Source organism: Citrobacter sp. Cpo109, assembly GCF_030332565.1.
GTDB classification, from domain to species: domain Bacteria; phylum Pseudomonadota; class Gammaproteobacteria; order Enterobacterales; family Enterobacteriaceae; genus Citrobacter; species Citrobacter portucalensis.
This window is the reverse complement of the sequence record NZ_JAOWHQ010000050.1, coordinates 19,741-40,496: the sequence shown is the minus strand read 5'-3', so window position 1 is coordinate 40,496 and position 20,756 is coordinate 19,741. Positions and strand designations below refer to the sequence as shown.

The following is a 20,756-nucleotide window of genomic DNA, read 5'->3' as shown; positions in this document are numbered from 1 at the left end:
TCATGCGGATTGGTTTTCATTTTTCCACTCCCGACCGTGAGTTGGGGCGGGTGCCCGACTCGCATTTAATGCCTGCGCTTTCGGGGCATCCATAACCAGTTGGCCTTCTTTTAATACCACCACGCGTTCGACCAGCTCCAGAACCGGTACGCGATGGGTGGCGACAATCAATGTGCGGTTGCCTAGCCACTGGTTCAGGCGCTGAATAAACTCCCGCTCGGTATGTTCATCCAGCGAGGCGCTGGGTTCGTCGAGCAGCACGATATTGGGCGATCGCAGCAGCATTCTTGCCAGCAGGATCGACTGCCGTTGTCCACCGGACAAACCGTTGCCGCCCTCCATAATGGGATGCGCCAGCCCTTTGGCGAGCTGTTTAACGAAGGCTGCCGCGCCGCTGACCTCCAGCGCTTCGAAGATCTGCGCGTCGCTGGCATGCGGCGCGCCGAGGGTCAGGTTCTCGCGCAGGGTGCCGAAAAACAGCCGCGCATTCTGGCTAAGAAAACCGATGTTGCGGCGTAAATCAGCCATATCGATCTGCGCCAGACTCAGGTTGTCGAGCCGGACATCGCCCTGGATAATCTCCACTCCGCCCGCCATGGCCTGCAGTAGGGTTGATTTCCCGGCACCGTTACGCCCGAGAATCGCCACCCGTTCGCCGGGCATGACCTCCAGGCGCGAGATGCGCAGCGGAACGCGTTGATCGTCGCTGTGGTAGCGAAAGTGTGCGTTCTCAAACAGATAATGACCGTGAAAAATCTCCTGATGTACCCGGTCTTCGTCGTACTGCGTTTCGGTGGGAAGTTGCATGATGCTGTCTAATCCTATCTTCGCCGCCTTGACCTGTTGCCAGCGGGCCAGCACGCCGCACAGATTAGCCATTGAGGCAATCATTCTGGAACCGAGCATCGAAGCGGCCACTACGGCACCGGTGGTCATCGTGCCTTCAATGACCATCGGCGCGCCGAACATAATGATGGCGGCGTAGACCAGGCTTTGTACCGACATGCCCCAGCCAATCAGCCCCTGAGTCAGCCTGCGCGTGCGCAGCCCGGACTCTCCGGTAATGCGGATGTAGCTGTTCCACTGCTGTAAAAAGCGGTTTTCAGCCTGCATCAGCTTGATGTCTTCCAGCCCCTGGACGCTTTCGACCAACACTGCGTTGCGCAGGGTGGATTCATGGGCAGCCTGGTTGGCGAGCACCGCCAGCTTCTTCTGTAACAGCAAACCGGGCAGGATCATCAGCAGTGCCGCGACGGGCGCTATCCATGCCAGCGGCGGGGCGATAAAAGCCAGCACCACGATAAACAAAAAGAAAAACGGCAGATCGACAATGGTCGACATGGTCGAGGAGGTGATCATCTCGCGAACCTGTTCCAGCTCGCGCAGTTGAGAAATGAAGCTCCCCGTCGAGCGAGGGACGGCGCTGTTACGCAGGCGCAATGCATGGCTGAATACGCGATCGGAAATGCGCATATCGGCGCGTTTGCCGAGCAGGTCCATTATGTGGGTACGCGCTTCGCGCAGCAAAAAGCCAAACAGCACCGCCACCAGAACGCCAGTGGAGAGAACATACAGCGTTGGATAAGACTGAGCGGGGATCACCCGGTCATAAACCTGCATAGAAAAGATAATCCCGGCGAGCGACAGAACGTTAATCAGAAAGGCGGCAATCATGACCGGCAGGTAAGGGCGGATGTCCTTTAACACCAGTTCGCGCATCCAGTCGGGCTTGAAGCGCGAAATATAGCGGTCTACCCGACTGTCCTTCAGCGCCGACAGCGGGCGCAGCGCGGTAATACTCACGATCTCCGGCAGAAGCTCTGCGACCGTGAGCCGGTTACGCTGGCCCTCTTCGGCGATGATAAACACATCCAGTGCATCTTCGCCGTTGAAATGTTCTATCACCATTAGCTGGCCGTCGCGCAGTTCCGCCACCACCGGCAGACGCCACTGACCGAATACCTGCGTGGCGGTATCCAGCGCATGAAATGACAGTCCCGCCTGACGTGCCAGTTGCGACAGGGCTGTGGCCCGGCTTTTTCCCGCAAACCACGGGGCGTTGGCCTGGATTGCGCCGGGAGAACAGGCCACGCGATAGTGATTGGCAATATGCGTCATCGCCTGCGCCCACTGGCTAAGAGCGTGTTCGCTAATCGCATCTTTTGCATGTGAATCGAGGTCGCTCATAGCTTGATCTCCACCGATTGAATGCTGCGATTATTTAAGGCGAACGCCTGGCGAAGCGAGCCAGTGTTATAGAGGCAGTTCAGCTGGAGCTGGCGCAGCTGGTTTTGAGTCTGGAGTTCGGCAAAACGGGCCTGATACACCTCTTGCTCGGCGTTAAGCACGTCGAGCAGCGGGCGCGAACCGAGGTCCAGATACTGCTGTTGATAAAGCTCGCGCGTTTGTTCACTCAGTCGCTGCTGGCGGCGCAGAATCTGCAGGGCGGTGGCGAGGCTCATTGCCTGGCTGCGGGACTCCAGTAATTTTTGTCGTACTTCGAGTCGGGTGCGCTGGATGGAGTATTGTGCAGACTCTACCGCATGGCTGGCGGCGTTGCGCCTGGCGGTGAGTCCGCCCCCCTGATACAGCGGCATCTCAACTTTTACCCACGTGGAGTACTGGGTTTTGTCGAGCACCTCATGGCTGGGGTATTTGTCGTTGAGATAATGCTGAACCGACGGCTCCAGAGAGATGGTGGGCGTCATCTGCGCGTTGGCGTAATCGAGATTTGCCTGTGCCACATTCGCTTGTGCCCAGGCCGCCAGAACCGCGGGAACCAGTTTATCTTCCGGTTTGACCACATCGCAGCTGCTGTCCAGTTTGGCCGGGAATTCGTTGCTGATGCCGTTAAGTGAGTTCCAGCCGAGGTAACTCATCAATGTGGCCTTACTGCTGTCGAGATTGGCCTGATACTGCGCCAGCTGAGAACGTGCAGACTCGATACGCGCATCGGTTTGCACCACGTCGGACAGCGAGGTTGCCCCTTCATCATTGCGTTGTCGGGTCAGTCGACCAATGTCGTTTAAGGCGGTGAGCTGTTCTTCGGCGGCATCCACCATTTGTTGCCACGTCTGCACCTGGACTATCGCGTTAGCGGTTGCGTGGGCGATGGTATCAATACTGAGTAACACATTCGCCTGCTGTTGTGCGGCTCCGGCGGTCTCGGCGCGGACCTGGCTTGCGACTTTACCGAAGTCGTACAGCATTTGTGACACCGAAATAACCAGCGCCGGGCTAAAGCCGTGGTCGGTATAGGTATTGCTGTAACCGTTATTCATTCCGGCAGAAACCTGCGGGTAATATTTCGATTTCGCCACGTCTATCTGCTCGTTTTGTGAGAGCAGTTTGCCGATCGATTCACGAATAGAAGGATGCCAGCTCACGGCACGACTTACCGCGTCGTTGAGCATCAGGTTGCCGGGGGCGGCAGCGCTCAGCGGCAGATCGGCAACCGCGCCGTCCAGCGAGGGAAGCATCTGGCTGGTGGCCAGTCCTTCCGGCGTAATAATTTGCGGTTCATCTTCGGCATTCACCCGCAGGGTACAGAGCGTTAATGCCAGAAGTAATGCAACAGGCGCGACATTTTTCATAGTTTATCCCTTACAAAATACGGCAGCGACGACTGTTATTGCCCCGGACGTCATGGCATCCGGGGCTGTAGTTATGGCGCTTTAACGCATTGCGTTAACGTCAGGGTACGATGTGATTTTGTTGCACCAGCTCATCGAGCGTGGTGTGTACGTTCTCCAGCGTTATGAGATTGGTTGAGTGATATGTGTTGCCCGTACCGTCGCGGTCGATGGCAATCACCGTGTTGTTACCGCTGGTGGTTACAGTGAGGTAGTTGCCGAGTGTAGCGTTCTGCCCGTTCCAGCCCACCAGCAGGTCGCCGATATCGATTTTGTCACCCTGGGCCAGCGAGAAGTTGGTCCAGGTATCGGTAGCACCATTGCTAATGTTGCCGCCGGTAGCGTCGTTGGCGTTGAGCAGGTGATAAATCAGCGTATCGCCGTAGGCGCTGCCAGTCAGGCGATCGGCATCGACGGTACTCACCACTTGCGGATTCATATTGATGGTCAGCGTAGCGGTATCGGTATGGCCATTCTGGTCGTTAAGGGTGTAGGTAAATGTCTCTTTGGTGACGATGGTGGAGAGCGAGACATCGCTGTTGAGGGCATAGGTGTAATGACCATCAATGCCAATGGTCAGTTTGCCGTACAACCCGTTAATGATGGCGCTGGTCGTGCTACTCAGCGGATCAAGCGTGGCGGTACTGCCGCCCGTGCCGTTCACCGTCAGCAAGGTATGCACGCTGGCAATATGGTCTCCGTCATAAATATTGCCGGTGACGCTGTTCGCTGTGGAAGTCTCGAAGTTTTGCAGGTCGATTATCGTGCCTTTCACGCTGGGGGTGATGGTGATATTCCCCAGCCCCAGCCCCCCGACGCTTCCGGTATAGTCGAGGCGATAGTTGCCGGGGTGCAGTACGATCCCGCTCAAGGCTATATCGATATTGCCGCCAACCAGCAATCCGCCATTGAAAGAGTTACCGGCAATCTTGATGTTGTTGCTGTCATACAGCGCCCAGGTGACGGTCAGCCCGCCCAGCGTCAGACCTGACGCGACGTTAAAATGCAGTATGGCGTTTTGCACCGCCGTTCCCGTAGCGATTTCAATGACGCCAGTACCACTTTTTGAGGTGGGTGAAAGGAGTTGGGCACTCCAGCTGGCGTTCCCGACGCTGTCGTCGGTAAACGACCGGGAAGTATCCGCCTGGGTGGTGACCGCCATCGTGCTGCTGACGTCATTTACTGCATCCAGCGCCTGCGGTGTTGGTTTGATATTCAGCGATGCACTGCCGGTATCGCCGTTTGGCGCTTTGACCTTATACACGAAACTGTCCGGCGTATTGATACCGTCTGCGCCCAGTCCGCTTCTCAGTGTGTAGGTGTAGTTCCCTTTCGCATCAATAGTCAGCGTGCCGTACTGCCCGTTAATGGTGGTAGTGCCCGTTCCGTTTACGGTGACACCGTTAACTTCGGTGATAACGGTATTGGCCGGAGCCGAGTCGTTGACCAGCAGGTTTCCATTGGTTGTCGCACTCAGGCTGTCGACGGCGTAGGTGTGATCGGCCTGGATATTCAGGGTATAGCTGGTCAGCAGCGTCAGACCGCCGGAGGCGTTAAGCAGGAACAGGTAGTCACCGCCAGGCAGGGTGATGGTGTAATCCGTTGAGCTACCTCCTAGCAGCGCCGTGACCCAGTTGGGCTTCACGCGGAACTGCTCATACTGCTGAATGGACTCGTTGAAGCGATAAACATAGAGATCAAAACCGCCAACCGTGACGCCGAGAACGCTGGCCTTGACGGTCAGCGTGCGGGTTGCGCCATCATCCACATTAAATTTGATCGGATTGGTTAAACCGTTAACCAGGCTGACGTCCAGCACATTACCCAGTCCGACGTTGGCGAGGGTGAAGCCGGTTTGCTGTGATGTGCCATGATCAACCGCGATGACCTGCGTCCCGTAAGTCAGCGCAGCTACATCATCTGCCGCGGTTACCGTACTGGTGGTGGGCGCCTGACCGAGCGTTACCACCAGTTTTGCCGAGGAGTGATCGCCGCCATGCGTCAGCGTGTAGGTAAAACTTTCAGAACGGCCATACACCGAGATTGACGTATTGGTCAGGGTATAGGTGTAACTACCGTTCTGATTGATATGCAGGATGCCGTATTTCCCCTGCACATCAATGCCGCCCGCCGGGATGTTCACGACGTTGCCGTTACCGTCGGTGATGGCGGTGACCAGCGTGCCGGAAGGGGCATTATCCTGCCCGTTGGCGGGATCGGTATCGGTGATGATATTCCCGGATTCCGTGGTACCGCCGGTGATGGTCCCTGCGCTGGCTTTTACCACTGAGACATCAAGGCTGGTGTATGCCCCGGTCGCCAGCAGGTTGGTGTTGTAGCTGACCACGCGGTAATCACCGCCAGTCAGTCCGCTGTAATTGAGCGTTACGCCCGAGGCGCCCAAGGTAAGCAGGCTGGCAAAGTTTGGTTTCCCGGTATCCACCACTGTCACCCAGGTATTCAGCGCGGTGTCAAAGCGCTGGATGACGACTTCAAGCGTGTTTAAAAGCGACAGCACCACGCCGGTCGCTGCGGCATTGATCGTAATGGATCCGCTGCCGCCAGAGGCTATGCTGAAATTCACGCTTGCCGTATCGTTCCCCAGCACGTTGGCGACATTTCCCAGCGCATTGACCAACAGGAAACCATAATCGCTTTGATGCTCGGTGCTGACGGTGACATCGGTTTGTAGCGGTAGGCTGGTGACATTGTCTTCAGCCAGCAGCGGCAATACTGGTGCGAGAGCGCTTGTCGGCGATGAGGTATTTCCCGCCGCATCGGTCGCCGTGGCGGACAGCGACTGCCCTTCAATCTGGCGAACCGGCAGGTTGACGCTGTAGACACCGCTGCTGTTGGCGATTGCCGTCACGCTGGTGCCGCCGGGCAGAGAAATGGTGACGGTGCTTCCCGCTTCGGCGACGCCGCTGACGGTACCGCCATCGGCGCTGATCAGGATCGTTGGCGCGGTCGGTGGTGTGGTGTCCACAATTACGCTGAACGAACCGGACAACCCACTTGCGCCGTTGGCGTTGGTTGCCGTGGCGGTAAACGCATGGTTACCTTCGCTGAGTGCACCGGATGGGGTAAAGCTCCAGATCCCGTTACCGTCTGCGGTCGTGAAGCCCATTAGCACGCCGTTGTTGTACAGATTGATGACGGCGTTAGCCTGCGCCGTTCCGCTGAGCGTTGGCAGGGTGTCATTGGTGGTTTTACCGGGAGCGACGGGTCCCATGATAGTGCCGACGTCATCGAGCACGCTGGCAATAACAGGCGCAGGCGGTACGCCGGTAAACGGTGCCAGCACGTTACCCGCCGTACCGATGTTGCCTGCGGCATCCTGTGCGCTGACCAGCAGAGTTTGCCCACTGATTTGCGGTGGGTTCAGAGTGAAGGTGAAATTACCGGAGGCGTTGGCGGTTGCCGTGCCGAGCACCGTTCCGCCGCTGGAGGTAATAATGACCGTGCTGTTTGGTTCGGCAACGCCGGTGAGCGCGGTGCCGTTGGCGTTTACCGCCAGCCCGGTTGGGATACCCGGGGCAACGGTATCGACCACGATCGCTGCCGCAGACGATATGCCACTGGTATTACCCGCACTGTCCGTTGCAGTGATGGTAAACGAGTGGGTACCTTGTGCCAACGCGGTAGTCGGGGTGTAGCTCCAGTTGCCGCTGCCATCCGCCGTTACGCTGGTGACAAAGCTGCCGTTATCATAAATATCAACTCGCGCGTTGGCTTCCGTGATGCCGTTTAACGTTGGGCGCGCGTCGTTGGTCGGCTGATTGCTGCCAATCGGCCCGGTATTTGGCCCAATATCATCAATAATGCTGCTGATTGAAGGCTGCGTCGGCGCCGTGGTGTCAACTACCACGCTAAAGCCTGCCGTCGCGCCGCTGGTGTTGCCCGCCGCATCAGTGGCGGTGACAGTGAAGGTGTGCGATCCATTCGCCAGCGGTGTGGTTGGGGTAAACGACCAACTGTTATTGCTTTGCACCAGCGCGGTACCCAACAGGGTGCTTCCGTCATAGATGCTGATGGTGCTGCCTGCCTCGGCGGTGCCGTTCAGCGTCGGGCGTGCATCGTTGGTCAGCTGTCCGTTGCTGAGCGCTGCATTGAACACGCCGCCTGCGATATCATCCACCACAGAGACCAGCAGCGGGATGGATGGTGCAATGGTGTCGACATTAATCGTAAACCCACCTGAGACAGGACTCACGTTCCCGGCGGCGTCGGTAGCGATGGCGCTAAACACATGCTGACCGTTGCCAAGTGTGGTGGTCAGATATTCCCAGGTGCCGTCTATCGTCGCAGTCACCGTTGCCAGCAGCGCGCCATTATCGTAGATGGCTACCCGGGCACCGGCTTCCGCTGAGCCGCTGAGTACGGGGCGGGTGTCGTTGGTAGAGGCTCCGTTCGATAGCGTTCCGGTTCCCGGCTGCACGTCATCAAACGCCTGGATAATCGTTGGCGCAAGCGGGGCGACGGTATCAACAACGATGTTAAATCCTGCAGATGTCGGGCTGACGTTTCCGGCCGCGTCGGTGGCTGTTACTGTCAGCGCGTGGTTACCGTTGCTAAGTTGGGTTCCCGGTGTGAAGCTCCAGGCGCCCGTACCATCTACAGGAGCAGATCCGATAAGCGCTCCGTTATCGTAAATTTTCACCGTGGAATTGGCTTCTGCCGTACCGCTAAGCGTCGGGAGTGGATCGTTCGTGGCCTGACCGTTGTTCAGATTTCCAATCAGTGGGCCGACATCATCCGCAACCTGAGTAATCACTGGCGCTGTCGGTGCCAGAGTATCGACAGTGTAGGTAAAGCCACCAGAAGGCAGGCTGGTATTGCCTGCGCTATCTGTAGCCGTGACGGTCAGAGTATGCTGGCCGTTACCCAATGCCGCGGAGGGCGTAAAACTCCAGTTTCCGCCTGCGCCGACGATGGTGGTGCCAATCGGCTGACTATCGCTCAGGACGGTAATCGTCGCGCCAATTTCACCGGTACCGCTGAGCGCCGGGCGACTTTCGTTGCTGATTTGCCCATTGGAGATTGGCCCGGTTGTCGGCGCGGTATTGTCCTGAACGGTCAGAATTACCGGTGTAGACGGGGCAATAGAGTCCAGCTCAATAGTAAACGATGATGATACTCCGCCTGTGTTCCCCGCCTGATCTGTGGCAACGACGGTGAAAATATGTTGCCCCTGTCCCAGTGGAGCATCCGGAGTGAAGCTCCAGTTACCTGACTCGTCCACCTGAGTTGTACCTATTTCAGCGCCGTTATCACGGATCGTGATGATGGCGCCAATCTCGCCTTTGCCGTTCAGGGTAGGCTGCGCATCGTTTGTAAGCTGTCCGTTGGTCAGCGCGGTATTGCCGGGCTGATCGTCAATTACTGAGGTAATGCTCGGTGTGGCTGGCGCCAGCGTGTCGACGACGACCACAAATGGTGGCGTTGTCGGGCTAATGTTACCCGCGTTATCTGTAACGCTGGCAGTCAGCGAGTGGCTTCCTTCTCCGAGAGCAGGGGCAGGCGTAAAGCTCCAGTTGCCATTTTCGTCGCTGGTGGTTGTGCCGATTACCGTGCCATTATCGCGGATGGTAACAACCGAATCCGCCTCGGTAACGCCAGCAAGCGTTGGGGTATTATCATTGGTCAACTGCCCGGAGGTCAGGGGCTGGATCGTACCAACGTTGTCCGTGACCGTCACAATAGATGGCGCATTCGGTACCAGGGTATCGACAATGATCCGGAAATCACTGGATGGATCTCCCTGGTTGCCAGCGGCGTCCGTTGCGCGGGCGGTAAAGAGATGATCGCCTTCTCCCAGCGGTGCTGTCGGGGTAAAGCTCCAGAATCCGTTACTGTTTACGGTCGTTGTGGCATAAGCGATACCGTTATCGTAGAGGGTAATGGTTGCCCCGGGTTCGCCAGTTCCGTTGAGCGTCGGACGTGAATCATTTGTAATTTGCCCTTTATCCAACGATCCAGTTCCGGGGGCAACATCGTCGATAATGCTGGTGATCGTTGGCGCTTGCGGTGCCGTCGTGTCGATGGTGATAGCGTAGTTGGGTGACTGACCGCTCAGTATGCCATTGACGGTTTGCGCCACAGTGAAGTTATAGGTTACGCCATTAGTCAGTGGGTCGGGTAACTGATAACTCCATGCGCCAGACACGGCATCGGCAGTTACCGTGATGGGGAGCAATGTGCCATTTATATAAATATTAACAGTCGCCCCTGCTGTGGCCGTCCCTTGCAGCAACGGTAATGTGTCATTGGTAGTTTTACCGTTGCCAATCACCCCCATGATGGGCGCAATGTCATCAACGATCTCAAGCGTTGGTGGATGAGGAACGCTGGAGGTTGCAGCGTTAAACGTTGTCGGATCGCTTTGATTTCCAGCGGGATCCTGAGCGATGGCGTTGAGCGCCTGACCGGTTGTTTGTGCTGGCGAAATTGTGACAGCGAAGTTACCTGAACCGTCTGCGATCCCTTGGCCGAGGATCGTGGTACCGCTGCGAATGATGACGGTACTGCCTGGATCGGCAGAGCCGCTAACCAGCGTACCTTTCGGGTCTACGCTGGTAACCGTAGGCGTTGCAGGCGGCAGGGTATCGACAATCAACGTCAGCGGGTTATCTGCTGTCAGTGAGTTACCAGCGTCATCCACGGCGCCGAAAGTCAGTGTGTGAGTGACATTGGGCGTGAGGGGGACATCCACACTCCAACTGCCGTTAGCAGCAACGATAGCTGTCGCAATGGCGATGGGATTGTTACCATCGAAAATCAAAATCGTACTGCCCGGTGTGCCGGTACCGCTAATGGTTGGCGTTGTATCGTCCGTGACGCTGCCGCTGGTTAGCGAACCGGTAAAGACGCCAACGTTATCCTGGATATCCGTGACCTGCGGCAACGTTAACTTCGTGTTGTTAACCGTAAACGAAATGCTGTTTGAATTGTCGCTGACGTTACCTGCGGGGTCAGTTGCGGTAGCGCTTAATGTGTAGTTTCCGTTTGCCAGCGCAGTCCCGGGGGTAATACTCCAGGTACCGCCTGCCACCGTTGCAGTGCCGATCACCGTACCGCCGTTATACAGAGTGATGATGTCTCCATTGACACCTGTACCACGAATGGTTGGCGTGGTGTCATCGGTCACGGCGTTGGGCGCAAGGTCACCCATGATATCGCCGACGTTATCATTGGCGGCGATAATCACCGGCGGCGCAGACGGCGTCGTGTCGATGTTCAGTGTTATAGCTGTTGATGGCTGGCTGACGTTGCCTGCCGGATCGGTTGCGGTGAGGGTTACCTGGTAAGTACCTGGAGTAACCGGTGCTGGCGGAGTAAAGCTCCAGGTTCCGTCTGCACCTACTGTTGTCGTTCCCTGCAAAGGGGGAGTGCCGTTCAGATAAATGGTAATCAAATCCCCGACGTTCCCCGTGCCGCTAAAGGTTGGCGTGGTATCGTTGGTGTTGCCGTTAGTGACCACACCTGTTACCGGAGCCACATCGTCGGTAATGATTGGCGCGCCAGGTTGCGCGGGTGGCGTATTGTCGACTGTCAGGGTAAAGCTGGCCGATGGGATCCCCGTGTTGCCTGCAACATCAGTCGCCGTAGCAGTGAATTTGTGCGGCCCGTCGGCGAGTGAGGTTGGGGTAAATGTCCAGGTGCCGTCTGGCTGTACGGTGACGGTGCCAATGGAACCGCCATTATCATAAATCGTAATCTTCGCGCCGGGCTCGCCGGTTCCGGAGAGTTCGGGATTCAAGCTTTTGGTACTGCTGCCGTTACTCAGCGTTTGTAGATTTGTCCCAATCAGACCTTCTGCGGAGCTGATAACTGGGGCTGCTGGTGGGGTGGTATCAATCGTTAGCGTAAAGGTCCCGGCATTACTGGCGTTGCCTGCAACGTCCGTGGCAATAGCGGATAAATTGTGTGAGCCTTCACTGAGCGGTTGGTCGAGTTGAATACTCCAGGTGCCTCCGGGCAAAACAGTCGTGCTTCCAATTGGCGTAGTTCCATCATAGAGAGTGATCTTAGAACCGTCTGTTCCGGTTCCTTTCAGCTCTGGCAAGGTATCGTTTGAACGGCTTCCGGTAGGCAGATCGATCGGTGCATTCCCAACGTCGTCGGTAGCAGCCAAAATGACAGGATCGCCTGGCGGTTGGGTATCTACGGTAACGCTGACCACTGTGGGTGAGGTGATGACATTACCGGCGGCATCAGTTGCCGATACCGTAAACTGATGGGTGCGATCGCTGAGCACCTGATTCCCCGGAACGGTATAACTCCAGGTACCCGAGCTGTCGACAAGAATAACCGTCAATAACTGAATGCCATCGTACAGGTTCACCAGTGAACCTGGCTCACCGGTACCCGAGATGGTTGGCGTATTGTCGTTGGTGACCCAACCGTTATTTGCAACGCTGCCCGTAATGCTGCCAACGTCATCGTTAACCAACGTTATCACTGGAACAGTTGGCGCAATGGTATCGACAATTATTTTCCAGCTTGCCGCGCTGCTGGTGTTATTCGCGGCGTCTGTGGCTGTCACCGTGAAGATGTGAGCGCCCTCGCTTAGCGCCGAGACTGGCGTATAGTTCCAGTTACCGTTGATATCAGCGACAACGGTCGTCAGCAGGGTGCCGTTATCGTAAATTTTGACCTGAGAACCTGCTTCGGCGGTGCCTTCCAGCTTAGGTTTGCTATCGTTGGTGACATCGCCGTTTTTGAGAGGGCCCTGGTACATGGGCTGGTCATCCGTCACGGCGGTGATGATGGGTGTTCCGGGGGCGGTAATATCCGGAGCCACCGCGGAAGTTGGCTGACTCTCGTTATTGCTGCTGTCCGTTGCGGTAACTTTTACCGTTTCGCCGTTCATTTTCGACGGCGTAATCGACACCGTGAAGTTGCCGCCGCTGTCTGCCTGGCCTGTGCCGATCTGATTACCATTGCTGTCTTTTACGGTGACGGAGCTTCCCGCTTCAGCATGTCCGCTTACAGAACCACCGTCCCCGGCGACGATGACGCCGGTAGGCGCGTCAGGTGCCGTGGTATCCGGGGCGGTAATCGCGCTGTTGCCGCTGGTATTGCCAGCCGCATCCGTCGCGTTGGCGACAAGATGTTCTCCGTTGGTCTGCGGCGGAACCAGCGTGGCGGTGAATTCTCCGTTCGAGCCGGCGGTTGCTGTTCCAATTATCGCGCCACCAGGATCCAGAATATGTACCGTACTGTTGGGTTCCGCCATGCCGGTAACCTGATCGCCTGTAGGATTAATCACCAGATTAGCTGGCGGTTGTGGTGCTGTGATGTCTGGCGCGAGCGCGGTTTCCGGTTGGCTTGGGTTCCCGGCGGGATCGGTGGCAATAGCGGTAATGGTTTCACCATTGGTCTGTGGCGGGTCAATGGTAATGGTAAATGAGCCATCCGTTCCGGCGACGCCGCTGCCGATCTGAAGACCATTATTATTGATGGTCACGGTACTTCCTGGTTCGGCTGTACCGGTGACGACAGAGCCGTCGGCAGATACGTTCAGATCATCCGGCGCTGACGGTGGCTGAGTATCGATAGTGATATTGAATGCCGCTGACGTTCCTCCCGTGCCCAGGTGGTTGGTTGCTGTGGTGGTGAAGGAGTATGAGTCGTCCTGCAAGTTGGTGTTGGAGGTCCAGGTCCAGTTGCCGCTGGAATCGGCAAGCACGCTTACAACAAGCGCACCGTTGTTATAAATGTTAACCGTGCTGTTGGCGTCTGCGGTACCCGAGATCGTAGGCGTTGGGTCGTTGGTGGCCTGATTATTGTTCAATGGTCCAGTTGAGGGGGTAACATCATCCACAATGCTGATGATAACGGGTACGCCCGGGTAGCCAGAGTTAGTGGCATTGAAAGAGGTATCTGGCCCGACGTTGCCTGCCTGGTCCTGAATCTTCGCGATCAGCGCTTCACCGTGCGTCTGTGAAGGTGAAATCGCGATGACGAAATTGCCGGTTTGATCAACGGTAGTTGAACCCAAAACCTGATTATTACTACCGATGATAATGACCTGGCTTCCCACCTCTGCACTACCGGTTACCTCGGTGCCTTGCAGGTTTACGGAGGAAATGACCGCGCCTTCAGGCGGGGTGGTATCAACGGTGAATGTCGGTACACTCGTTTCCGTGCTCACGTTACCCGCATCGTCAGTTTGCGTCAGCGTTAGATCGTGAACACCGTCGCTAAGCGGTGTATCCGGTGTAAACGTCCAGTTACCATTGTCATCCACCTGAACCATACCAATCAGAATGCCATTATCAGAAATACTGATGTAAGAGCCCGCCTCACCAGTGCCTGTGAGTGTTGGAGTGGCATCGTCGGTTACGCCGTTATTACCTATCAAGCCTTTAATGGAACCTGAATCGTCAGTTACTTCTGTGACCACAGGGGCGTCGGGGGCAAGCGTATCGACAATAATCTCCCAACTGTCCGACATGTCGCTGCTGCCCGTACCGTCTGATGCACTGACGGTAAACTTGTGGGTACCGTCTGCGAGCGGAGAGGATGGCGTAAACGACCAGTTGCCGTTGGCATCAATAGTGACCTGGCCGATTTCGACGCCGTTATCAAATATATGCAATGTGGCATTTGCGGGGCCGGTGCCCTGGAGAGTGGGCGTATTATCGTTGGTGGATTCCTGCTGATTAACAGGACCAGTAATCAGCTCCTGGTTATCGATTATGCTGGTGATAACGGGTACGTCAGGCATGTTAGGGGTTGTTGTTGGCGGTGAGCCGCCATCCCCATTATTACCGTTGCCATTTCCGCCATTTCCGTTTCCGGCGTTATTATCACTCCCGCCGCCGCCGCCGCCGCCGCCACCTCCACCACCACCTGCGGCGAGGCCAATTCCGCCTGCGACCGCGATCCCACCAAGAACCCACGGCCAGACGGCGCCGCCTTCATGGCTTCCCTCGGCAGTCATTAGTGGAGTGAGATCGTCCAAATGCTGGAAATGGAATGCCCCATCAGTATCCTGAACCCACCACAGCGCACCATTACTGTCTTCCAGAACAAGCTGGTTTTGCGCATCACCTTTTCCGACGTAGAAGTTCTTAATGGTGATGGTTTCACCTGAGCGGAGTGTGACAACCAGATCCTGATTAACGCGTGTCAGTTGACTCACCTCCTCACGCGACACCGACAGTTTCACGATAGAAGGCGAACTGAGCGTAACTTCAGAGGATTCAACATTTGTGGAAACGCCAGTTAATTTTGATACAACGGCGAGTAGACGCATATGTTCACTCCTGATGGCATGTCGGGAGTATTAATCCGCAACAGCGCGCTGGGAAAATGAGCAGACAGGGGCCCCGTTCATCATAAAGATGAATTTAGACATGTAATTACATTGATTAGGTCATACAGATGTTCGTTTACTTATCAAATACGTTCGGGACCTGTCGGCTGAATAGTTCTTTCGTATTAGATGATATAGTCAGAAAGAAAGTATTCTGCAACTTATCTATATTAAAAATATATTTGGCTTATTGAAAAGGATACTTTCCGGTGCGTATTTAATGGTTGGTTTTTTAGTTAATTTATTGTATCTAAAGGGTTTGTGATTTAACTGAAATGAGGGGGGGATATAATAAACAACAGTAATAATAGTGTTATTAAATAAGTTTAAATACAGGTGGTATGGTCTTGAAGTTTTATTTTATTAGACTATGGAGTGCTATGGTAATGCCAGGGAAGTTTATTTTATACCTGAACGATTCAGCTCAAATAAACCATAAACTCGATGAATGTATTAGGTGGGTTTCAATAACTAAAAAATAAGAACCAGTCTCAGGATGAGAGACTGGTCATAGGGGAGTAGCGATTAGCGACCAGTATTTTTCATAATACGTGCTTTATCTAACTGCCATTCGCGTTCTTTCACATCGGAGCGCTTGTCGTGCTGTTTCTTACCTTTTGCGACGCCAATTTTCACTTTGCACCAGGCATTTTTCCAGTACAGTGAAAGCGCAACGACGGTATAACCGTCACGATTCATACGACCATACAGGGAGTCGAGTTCACGCTGGTTTAACAACAGCTTACGGGTACGGGTGGGATCACATACCACATGCGTTGAGGCAACAGCCATCGGTGTGAAGTTGGCGCCAAACAGGAACGCTTCGCCGTCTTTAAGGATGACGTAGCTGTCGCCGATGTTAGCTTTACCCGCGCGCAGAGATTTGACTTCCCAACCTTGCAGAGCGAGTCCTGCTTCGAACTCTTCTTCAATAAAGTATTCGTGTCGTGCGCGCTTGTTCAGCGCGATTGTGGCTGAGCCAGGTTTGTGTGCTTTTTTCTTCGTCATAATGCCGCTCAGTATAGGTAATCTGGAATCGAAAAACACCCCATTTCATCCAGCGGGGCGCAAGGCGCTATCTTAGCACGAGTTAGGCTATAGCGTTTTTTTTAGCGGGGGATAAATGGTATTATTTGTGTGATTGATATTGATGGAAATTGTTATGCCTCAGATTAGCCGGACCGCTTTAGTACCTTACAGTGCGGAACAGATGTATCAGCTAGTGAATGATGTTAAATCCTATCCCCAGTTTTTACCGGGTTGCACCGGTAGCCGTGTGCTGGAGTCAACTCCGGGACAGATGACAGCGGCGGTGGATGTCTCGAAAGCAGGGATCAGCAAAACGTTCACTACGCGCAATCAACTGACCAGTAACCAGAGCATCCTGATGCATCTGGTCGACGGACCGTTCAAGAAACTCATTGGCGGATGGAAGTTTACGCCACTGAGTCATGAAGCGTGCCGCATTGAATTTCATCTCGATTTTGAGTTCACCAATAAATTAATCGAGCTGGCGTTTGGTCGTATCTTTAAAGAGCTGGCTTCAAACATGGTGCAGGCCTTCACGGTTCGCGCGAAAGAGGTTTACAGTGTCAGCGTCAGCTAAAATTGTCGTTGAAGTGGCGTATGCGCTGCCCGAGAAACAGTATCTGCAACGTGTAACGCTGCAACAGGGCGCTACGGTGGAAGAGGCTATCCGCGCTTCCGGGCTGCTGGAATTACGTACCGATATCGATCTCAGCAAAAATAAAGTGGGCATTTACAGCCGTCCGGTAAAGCTTGCTGATGTTCTGCAGGACGGTGACAGGGTGGAAATCTACCGGCCACTGATTGCTGATCCGAAAGAGCTGCGCAGACAGCGAGCAGAGAAATCCGCTAAAAAATAGCAGACAATAAAAAAGGTGCTCATTGAGCACCTTTTTTGATCTATCAAACCTACTTGTTGTCGGTCAAAGCAGGTTTGTTATCAATGTTGGTCAAAACGCCGCTGCTGTTAAAGGTCAGCGTCAGTGTTTGCTGGGTTACGCCTTCATGACCAGGTTGCTGACGGAACACATAAAACCAGGTGTTAGTGCCAAAAGGATCGGACATCATTGGTGTACCCAGAGCATAAGCAACCTGTTGTTGCGTCATACCCGTGCGCACTTTGGCGACATCGGTAGGTGTCAGATAATTTCCCTGGTTGATGTCAGGGCGGTAAACCACTCGCTCCAGAGTGGAACAGCCTGCAGTCAACATCAGTAGTACTGCTGCAGCAGCAGTCAGCGTTTTACAGCGCATAGTGATTTGATTCCTTTTCGGGCCCGAGCAGTACGCGGCTCATATGTAATATGCCGATGATAATAGACCTTTCACCACTTTAAAACCTTTTGCTGTCGGGTCGGTCGGCGATTTTATGTTGAACTCAGACCTTAACAAGGTAAAAAAGTTTATGCCGCCAGCAGTTCTTTTGCATTTGCGAGGGTATTGCGCGTTACTTCGCTACCGCCAAGCAGGCGGGCTAATTCCTGCAGGCGAGCGCGTTTATCAAGCGGCTGCATGTGTGTTTCGGTCATCGCGCCATCCGTTTCTTTGCTGACGTAGAAGTGTTGATGGCCACAGCCAGCAACCTGCGGCAGGTGAGTAACACACATTACCTGAGTTGACTCGCCCAACTGACGCAGCATTTTTCCTACTACCGCAGCAGTCGGGCCGCTGATACCGACATCCACTTCATCGAAAATCAGCGCAGGTGTTTCCATTTTGCGTGCGGTAATAACCTGAATAGCCAGCGCAATGCGCGACAGTTCCCCACCTGAAGCCACTTTCGCAATCGGCTGCAACGGCTGGCCTGGGTTAGTGGTCACTTTAAACTCTACGCGATCGGCACCGTCTGCGCTCAAATGATGTTCCTCAAATTTCACATCAATGCAAAAGACACCGTGCGGCATTGAGAGAGTATGCATGCTCTCTGTAATCAGTTGTCCCAGTTCCTGAGCATAATGCTGGCGCTGTTTGTGCAGCATTTTTGCCGTTTCCAGAGCCTGCTGGTGGTGATTATTCACCGCCAGGGTTAAGGTTTCGAGCGAGTCGGCCTGATCGTCTAACTGCTGTTGTTCATCCAGCAATGACTGATAGAACTGTGGCAGCGCTTCAGGGGCAACATGATGCTTGCGGGCCAATGAGATTTGTTTGGAAATACGCTGTTCAAGTTCGAACAAACGGTTAGGGTCCAAATCCAGACGATCGCAATAGTGGCGCAGCTCGTCGCTGGCTTCGCTGAGCTGGATAGTGGCCTCTTCCAGCATATCCAGGATACCGGAAAGTTTGCCGTCCATGCCTGCCAGTTCAGTGACCAGGTGCTTTGCGGTGTACAGTTGGCTTTGCAGGTTGATGTCTTCGCCATCCGCCAGGATAGCCAGCGCCTGTTGGCTGGTGGTGAGCAATTGCCCGCTGTTAGCCAGACGCTTGTACTCTTCATCAATTTGCTCAAATTCACCCGGCTGCGGGTTGAATTCGTTCAGTTCTTTTAACTGGTATTGCAACAGTTCCGCCCGGGCTGCGCGTTCCTGACTTTGTTGTTGATGATGCGCCAGATCACGGCAGCTTTGGTGCCACAGCTGGTAGCGCGCAGCCATTTCCTGAGTCAGGGACGCTTCATTGGCGTAACCATCCAGCAGAGACTTTTGGTGTTCTGATTTTGTCAGGAGCTGATGCGCATGCTGACCGTGGATTTGAATAAGCAACTGGCCCAGCTCGCGCAGCTGTGACAACGGTACGGCAGTGCCGTTAATGAAGCCGCGTGAACGTCCGTCGCTGCTGATAACACGACGCAGCAAACATTCACGGCCTTCCTCAAGCTGGTTTTCTTCCAGCCAGCGCAGAGCCGCGGGGGTGTCTTTTAAGGCGAATCGCGCGCAGAGGTCGGCTCGCGTGGCGCCTGCACGTACCATGTCGGCGTCTGCGCGTCCGCCCAGGCACAAACCGAGAGCATCAATGGCAATGGACTTACCCGCACCGGTTTCACCGGTAATAACGGTCATTCCGTTCTGGAAATCGATCTCAAGTTCACGAACGATAGCAAAATTGCTGATGGTCAGTTGTGCCAACATAGCTGTTTTCCTGTATGAAAAACCATAACTGTAATTACATACAGTATAAACTGGTTTTTTATACAGTAAAGAGGTTGGCGTTAAATTAGAATAATTTTTTTGACCAGCCTAGTTTAGTGCTTAATGTGTTGAAATAGCTGTAATCTTTTGGGTGTATCAGGTTTAGATGATAATCACAGCGGCGAATTAATACGTCTTCACCTTCCTGTATAGGCAGGGCGATCTGGCTGTCGCAACTGATTTCCAGATCGTTACGGCGATGAGAGAAGCGCAGGCGAATGGTGCTGCTACTGTTGATCACCAGCGGTCGCGCGGAAAGCGTATGCGGGAACATCGGGACCAGCGTAATAGCATCCAGCGAAGGCGTCAGGATCGGACCTCCGGCAGAGAGCGAGTAGGCGGTAGAGCCGGTCGGTGTGGAAATAATCAAGCCGTCCGAGCGCTGGGAGAAGGCAAAAACTTCATCGATATAGACTTCAAATTCAATCATGTGCGCCACTTTTCCGGGGTGCAACACAACTTCATTGATCGCCGTGCTAATACGCTTCTGGCAATCCTGTTGGCACACCTGGGCTTCAAGTAAAAAGCGCTTTTCGCTGATGTAGTGGCCTTCCAGCACGTCAGCTAACTGTTGGTGGGCATTGTCTGGGTCAAGGTCGGTCAGAAAACCGAGATTACCGCGGTTAATGCCAATAACCTTGATGTCATAACGTGCCAGGGTGCGTGCGGCACCCAGCATATTGCCGTCGCCGCCGACTACCACGGCGAGGTCTGCCTGCTGGCCAATCTCTGCGAGCGTACCGGTTTTCACATTTTTCAGCTGCAGCTCGTGGGCGATTTGTTGCTCAACGATAACCTCATAACCTTTGGCGCACAGCCAACGGTAGAGCATTTCATGTGTGGTCAGTGCAGTGGGGTGACGTGGATGCCCCACAATGCCAATACACTTGAAATGTTTGTTCATTTTCTCGAGGTCCTTGTAACGAAGATTAGTGACAATGTGAGTACTTCCCTTGAATCCCTGAATCTGATCCCCATAATAAGCCAAGTTAGCGAGATGAATGCGAAAAAAACGCGGAGAAATTCATGAGTAGTAAAGAACAGAAAACGCCTGAGGGGCAAGCCCCGGAAGAAATTATCATGGATCAGCACGAAGAAGTTGAGGCGGTTGAACCAGACGCTTCTGCTGAGCAGGTGGATCCGCGCGATGAAAAAATTGCGAATCTGGAAGCTCAGCTTGCTGAAGCCGAAACGCGCGAGCGCGACAGCGTGTTGCGTATCAAAGCGGAAATGGAAAACCTGCGTCGTCGTACCGAACTGGACGTAGAAAAAGCGCATAAGTTTGCACTGGAAAAATTCGTCAACGAACTGCTGCCGGTGCTGGATAGCCTGGACCGTGCGCTGGAAGTTGCGGACAAAGACAATGACGCTATGGCGGCTATGGTCGAAGGTATTGAGCTGACCCGTAAGTCAATGCTGGATGTTGTGGCGAAGTTTGGCGTACAGGTGGTTGCGGATATCGACGTGCCGATGGACCCGAACGTGCACCAGGCGATTGCAATGGTAGAGTCTGACGACGTTGCTGCCGGTAATGTGCTGATGGTTATGCAGAAAGGCTATACCCTGAACGGACGTACCATCCGTGCGGCGATGGTCTCTGTGGCGAAAGCCAAAGGCTAATTAGCCTCAGACCGGGTAATGCTGATGCAC

The 20,756-nt window shown here is 54.5% G+C and carries 10 protein-coding genes; 3 read left to right on the top strand and 7 right to left on the bottom strand.

Annotated features, from left to right (window positions below):
* The 4 genes from OGY71_RS06535 to smpB all read right to left on the bottom strand — a co-directional run bounded on the left by OGY71_RS06535 (window position 1) and on the right by smpB (window position 15,963).
* On the bottom strand, window positions 1-2,187 hold the full coding sequence (locus OGY71_RS06535; protein ID WP_286613006.1) for a type I secretion system permease/ATPase: 2,187 nt from the start codon (window positions 2,185-2,187) through the stop codon (window positions 1-3).
* A complete protein-coding gene (locus OGY71_RS06530; protein WP_063941899.1) occupies window positions 2,184-3,593 on the bottom strand; it encodes a TolC family outer membrane protein in 1,410 nt (469 codons plus the stop codon). The genes OGY71_RS06535 and OGY71_RS06530 overlap by 4 nt, the downstream gene beginning before the upstream one ends.
* 100 nt (window positions 3,594-3,693) lie before the next feature.
* Window positions 3,694-14,895, bottom strand: coding sequence for a BapA/Bap/LapF family large adhesin (locus OGY71_RS06525; RefSeq protein ID WP_286613004.1), 11,202 nt, complete (start codon window positions 14,893-14,895; stop codon window positions 3,694-3,696).
* A gap of 585 nt (window positions 14,896-15,480) precedes the next feature.
* Window positions 15,481-15,963 carry an SsrA-binding protein SmpB gene (gene smpB / locus OGY71_RS06520; protein ID WP_286613002.1) on the bottom strand — a complete coding sequence of 161 codons (483 nt, stop codon included), beginning with the start codon at window positions 15,961-15,963 and terminating at the stop codon, window positions 15,481-15,483.
* A gap of 154 nt (window positions 15,964-16,117) precedes the next feature.
* On the opposite strand from smpB, the gene ratA reads away from it, so the two are divergent.
* Window positions 16,118-16,561 (top strand): type II toxin-antitoxin system toxin RatA, encoded by a 444-nt coding sequence (gene ratA / locus OGY71_RS06515; RefSeq protein ID WP_003826396.1) that lies wholly within the window; start codon window positions 16,118-16,120, stop codon window positions 16,559-16,561.
* The gene (locus OGY71_RS06510; RefSeq protein ID WP_008785525.1) at window positions 16,545-16,841 is read left to right on the top strand and encodes an RnfH family protein; all 297 of its coding nucleotides are present in this window, start codon (window positions 16,545-16,547) and stop codon (window positions 16,839-16,841) included. The genes ratA and OGY71_RS06510 overlap by 17 nt, the downstream gene beginning before the upstream one ends.
* Before the next feature lie 49 nt (window positions 16,842-16,890).
* Here OGY71_RS06510 and bamE read toward each other — a convergent pair whose 3' ends face one another.
* From bamE to nadK, 3 genes are all read right to left on the bottom strand, one after another.
* On the bottom strand, window positions 16,891-17,235 hold the full coding sequence (gene bamE / locus OGY71_RS06505; protein ID WP_003826401.1) for an outer membrane protein assembly factor BamE: 345 nt from the start codon (window positions 17,233-17,235) through the stop codon (window positions 16,891-16,893).
* A gap of 149 nt (window positions 17,236-17,384) precedes the next feature.
* Complete coding sequence (gene recN, locus OGY71_RS06500) at window positions 17,385-19,046, bottom strand: DNA repair protein RecN (protein WP_003826404.1); 1,662 nt, start codon at window positions 19,044-19,046, stop codon at window positions 17,385-17,387.
* A gap of 85 nt (window positions 19,047-19,131) precedes the next feature.
* A complete protein-coding gene (gene nadK / locus OGY71_RS06495; RefSeq protein WP_125112768.1) occupies window positions 19,132-20,010 on the bottom strand; it encodes an NAD(+) kinase in 879 nt (292 codons plus the stop codon).
* A gap of 122 nt (window positions 20,011-20,132) precedes the next feature.
* Here nadK and grpE point away from each other — a divergent pair, with 122 nt between their 5' ends.
* Complete coding sequence (gene grpE / locus OGY71_RS06490) at window positions 20,133-20,726, top strand: nucleotide exchange factor GrpE (RefSeq protein WP_003826408.1); 594 nt, start codon at window positions 20,133-20,135, stop codon at window positions 20,724-20,726.
* Window positions 20,727-20,756 lie beyond the last annotated feature (30 nt).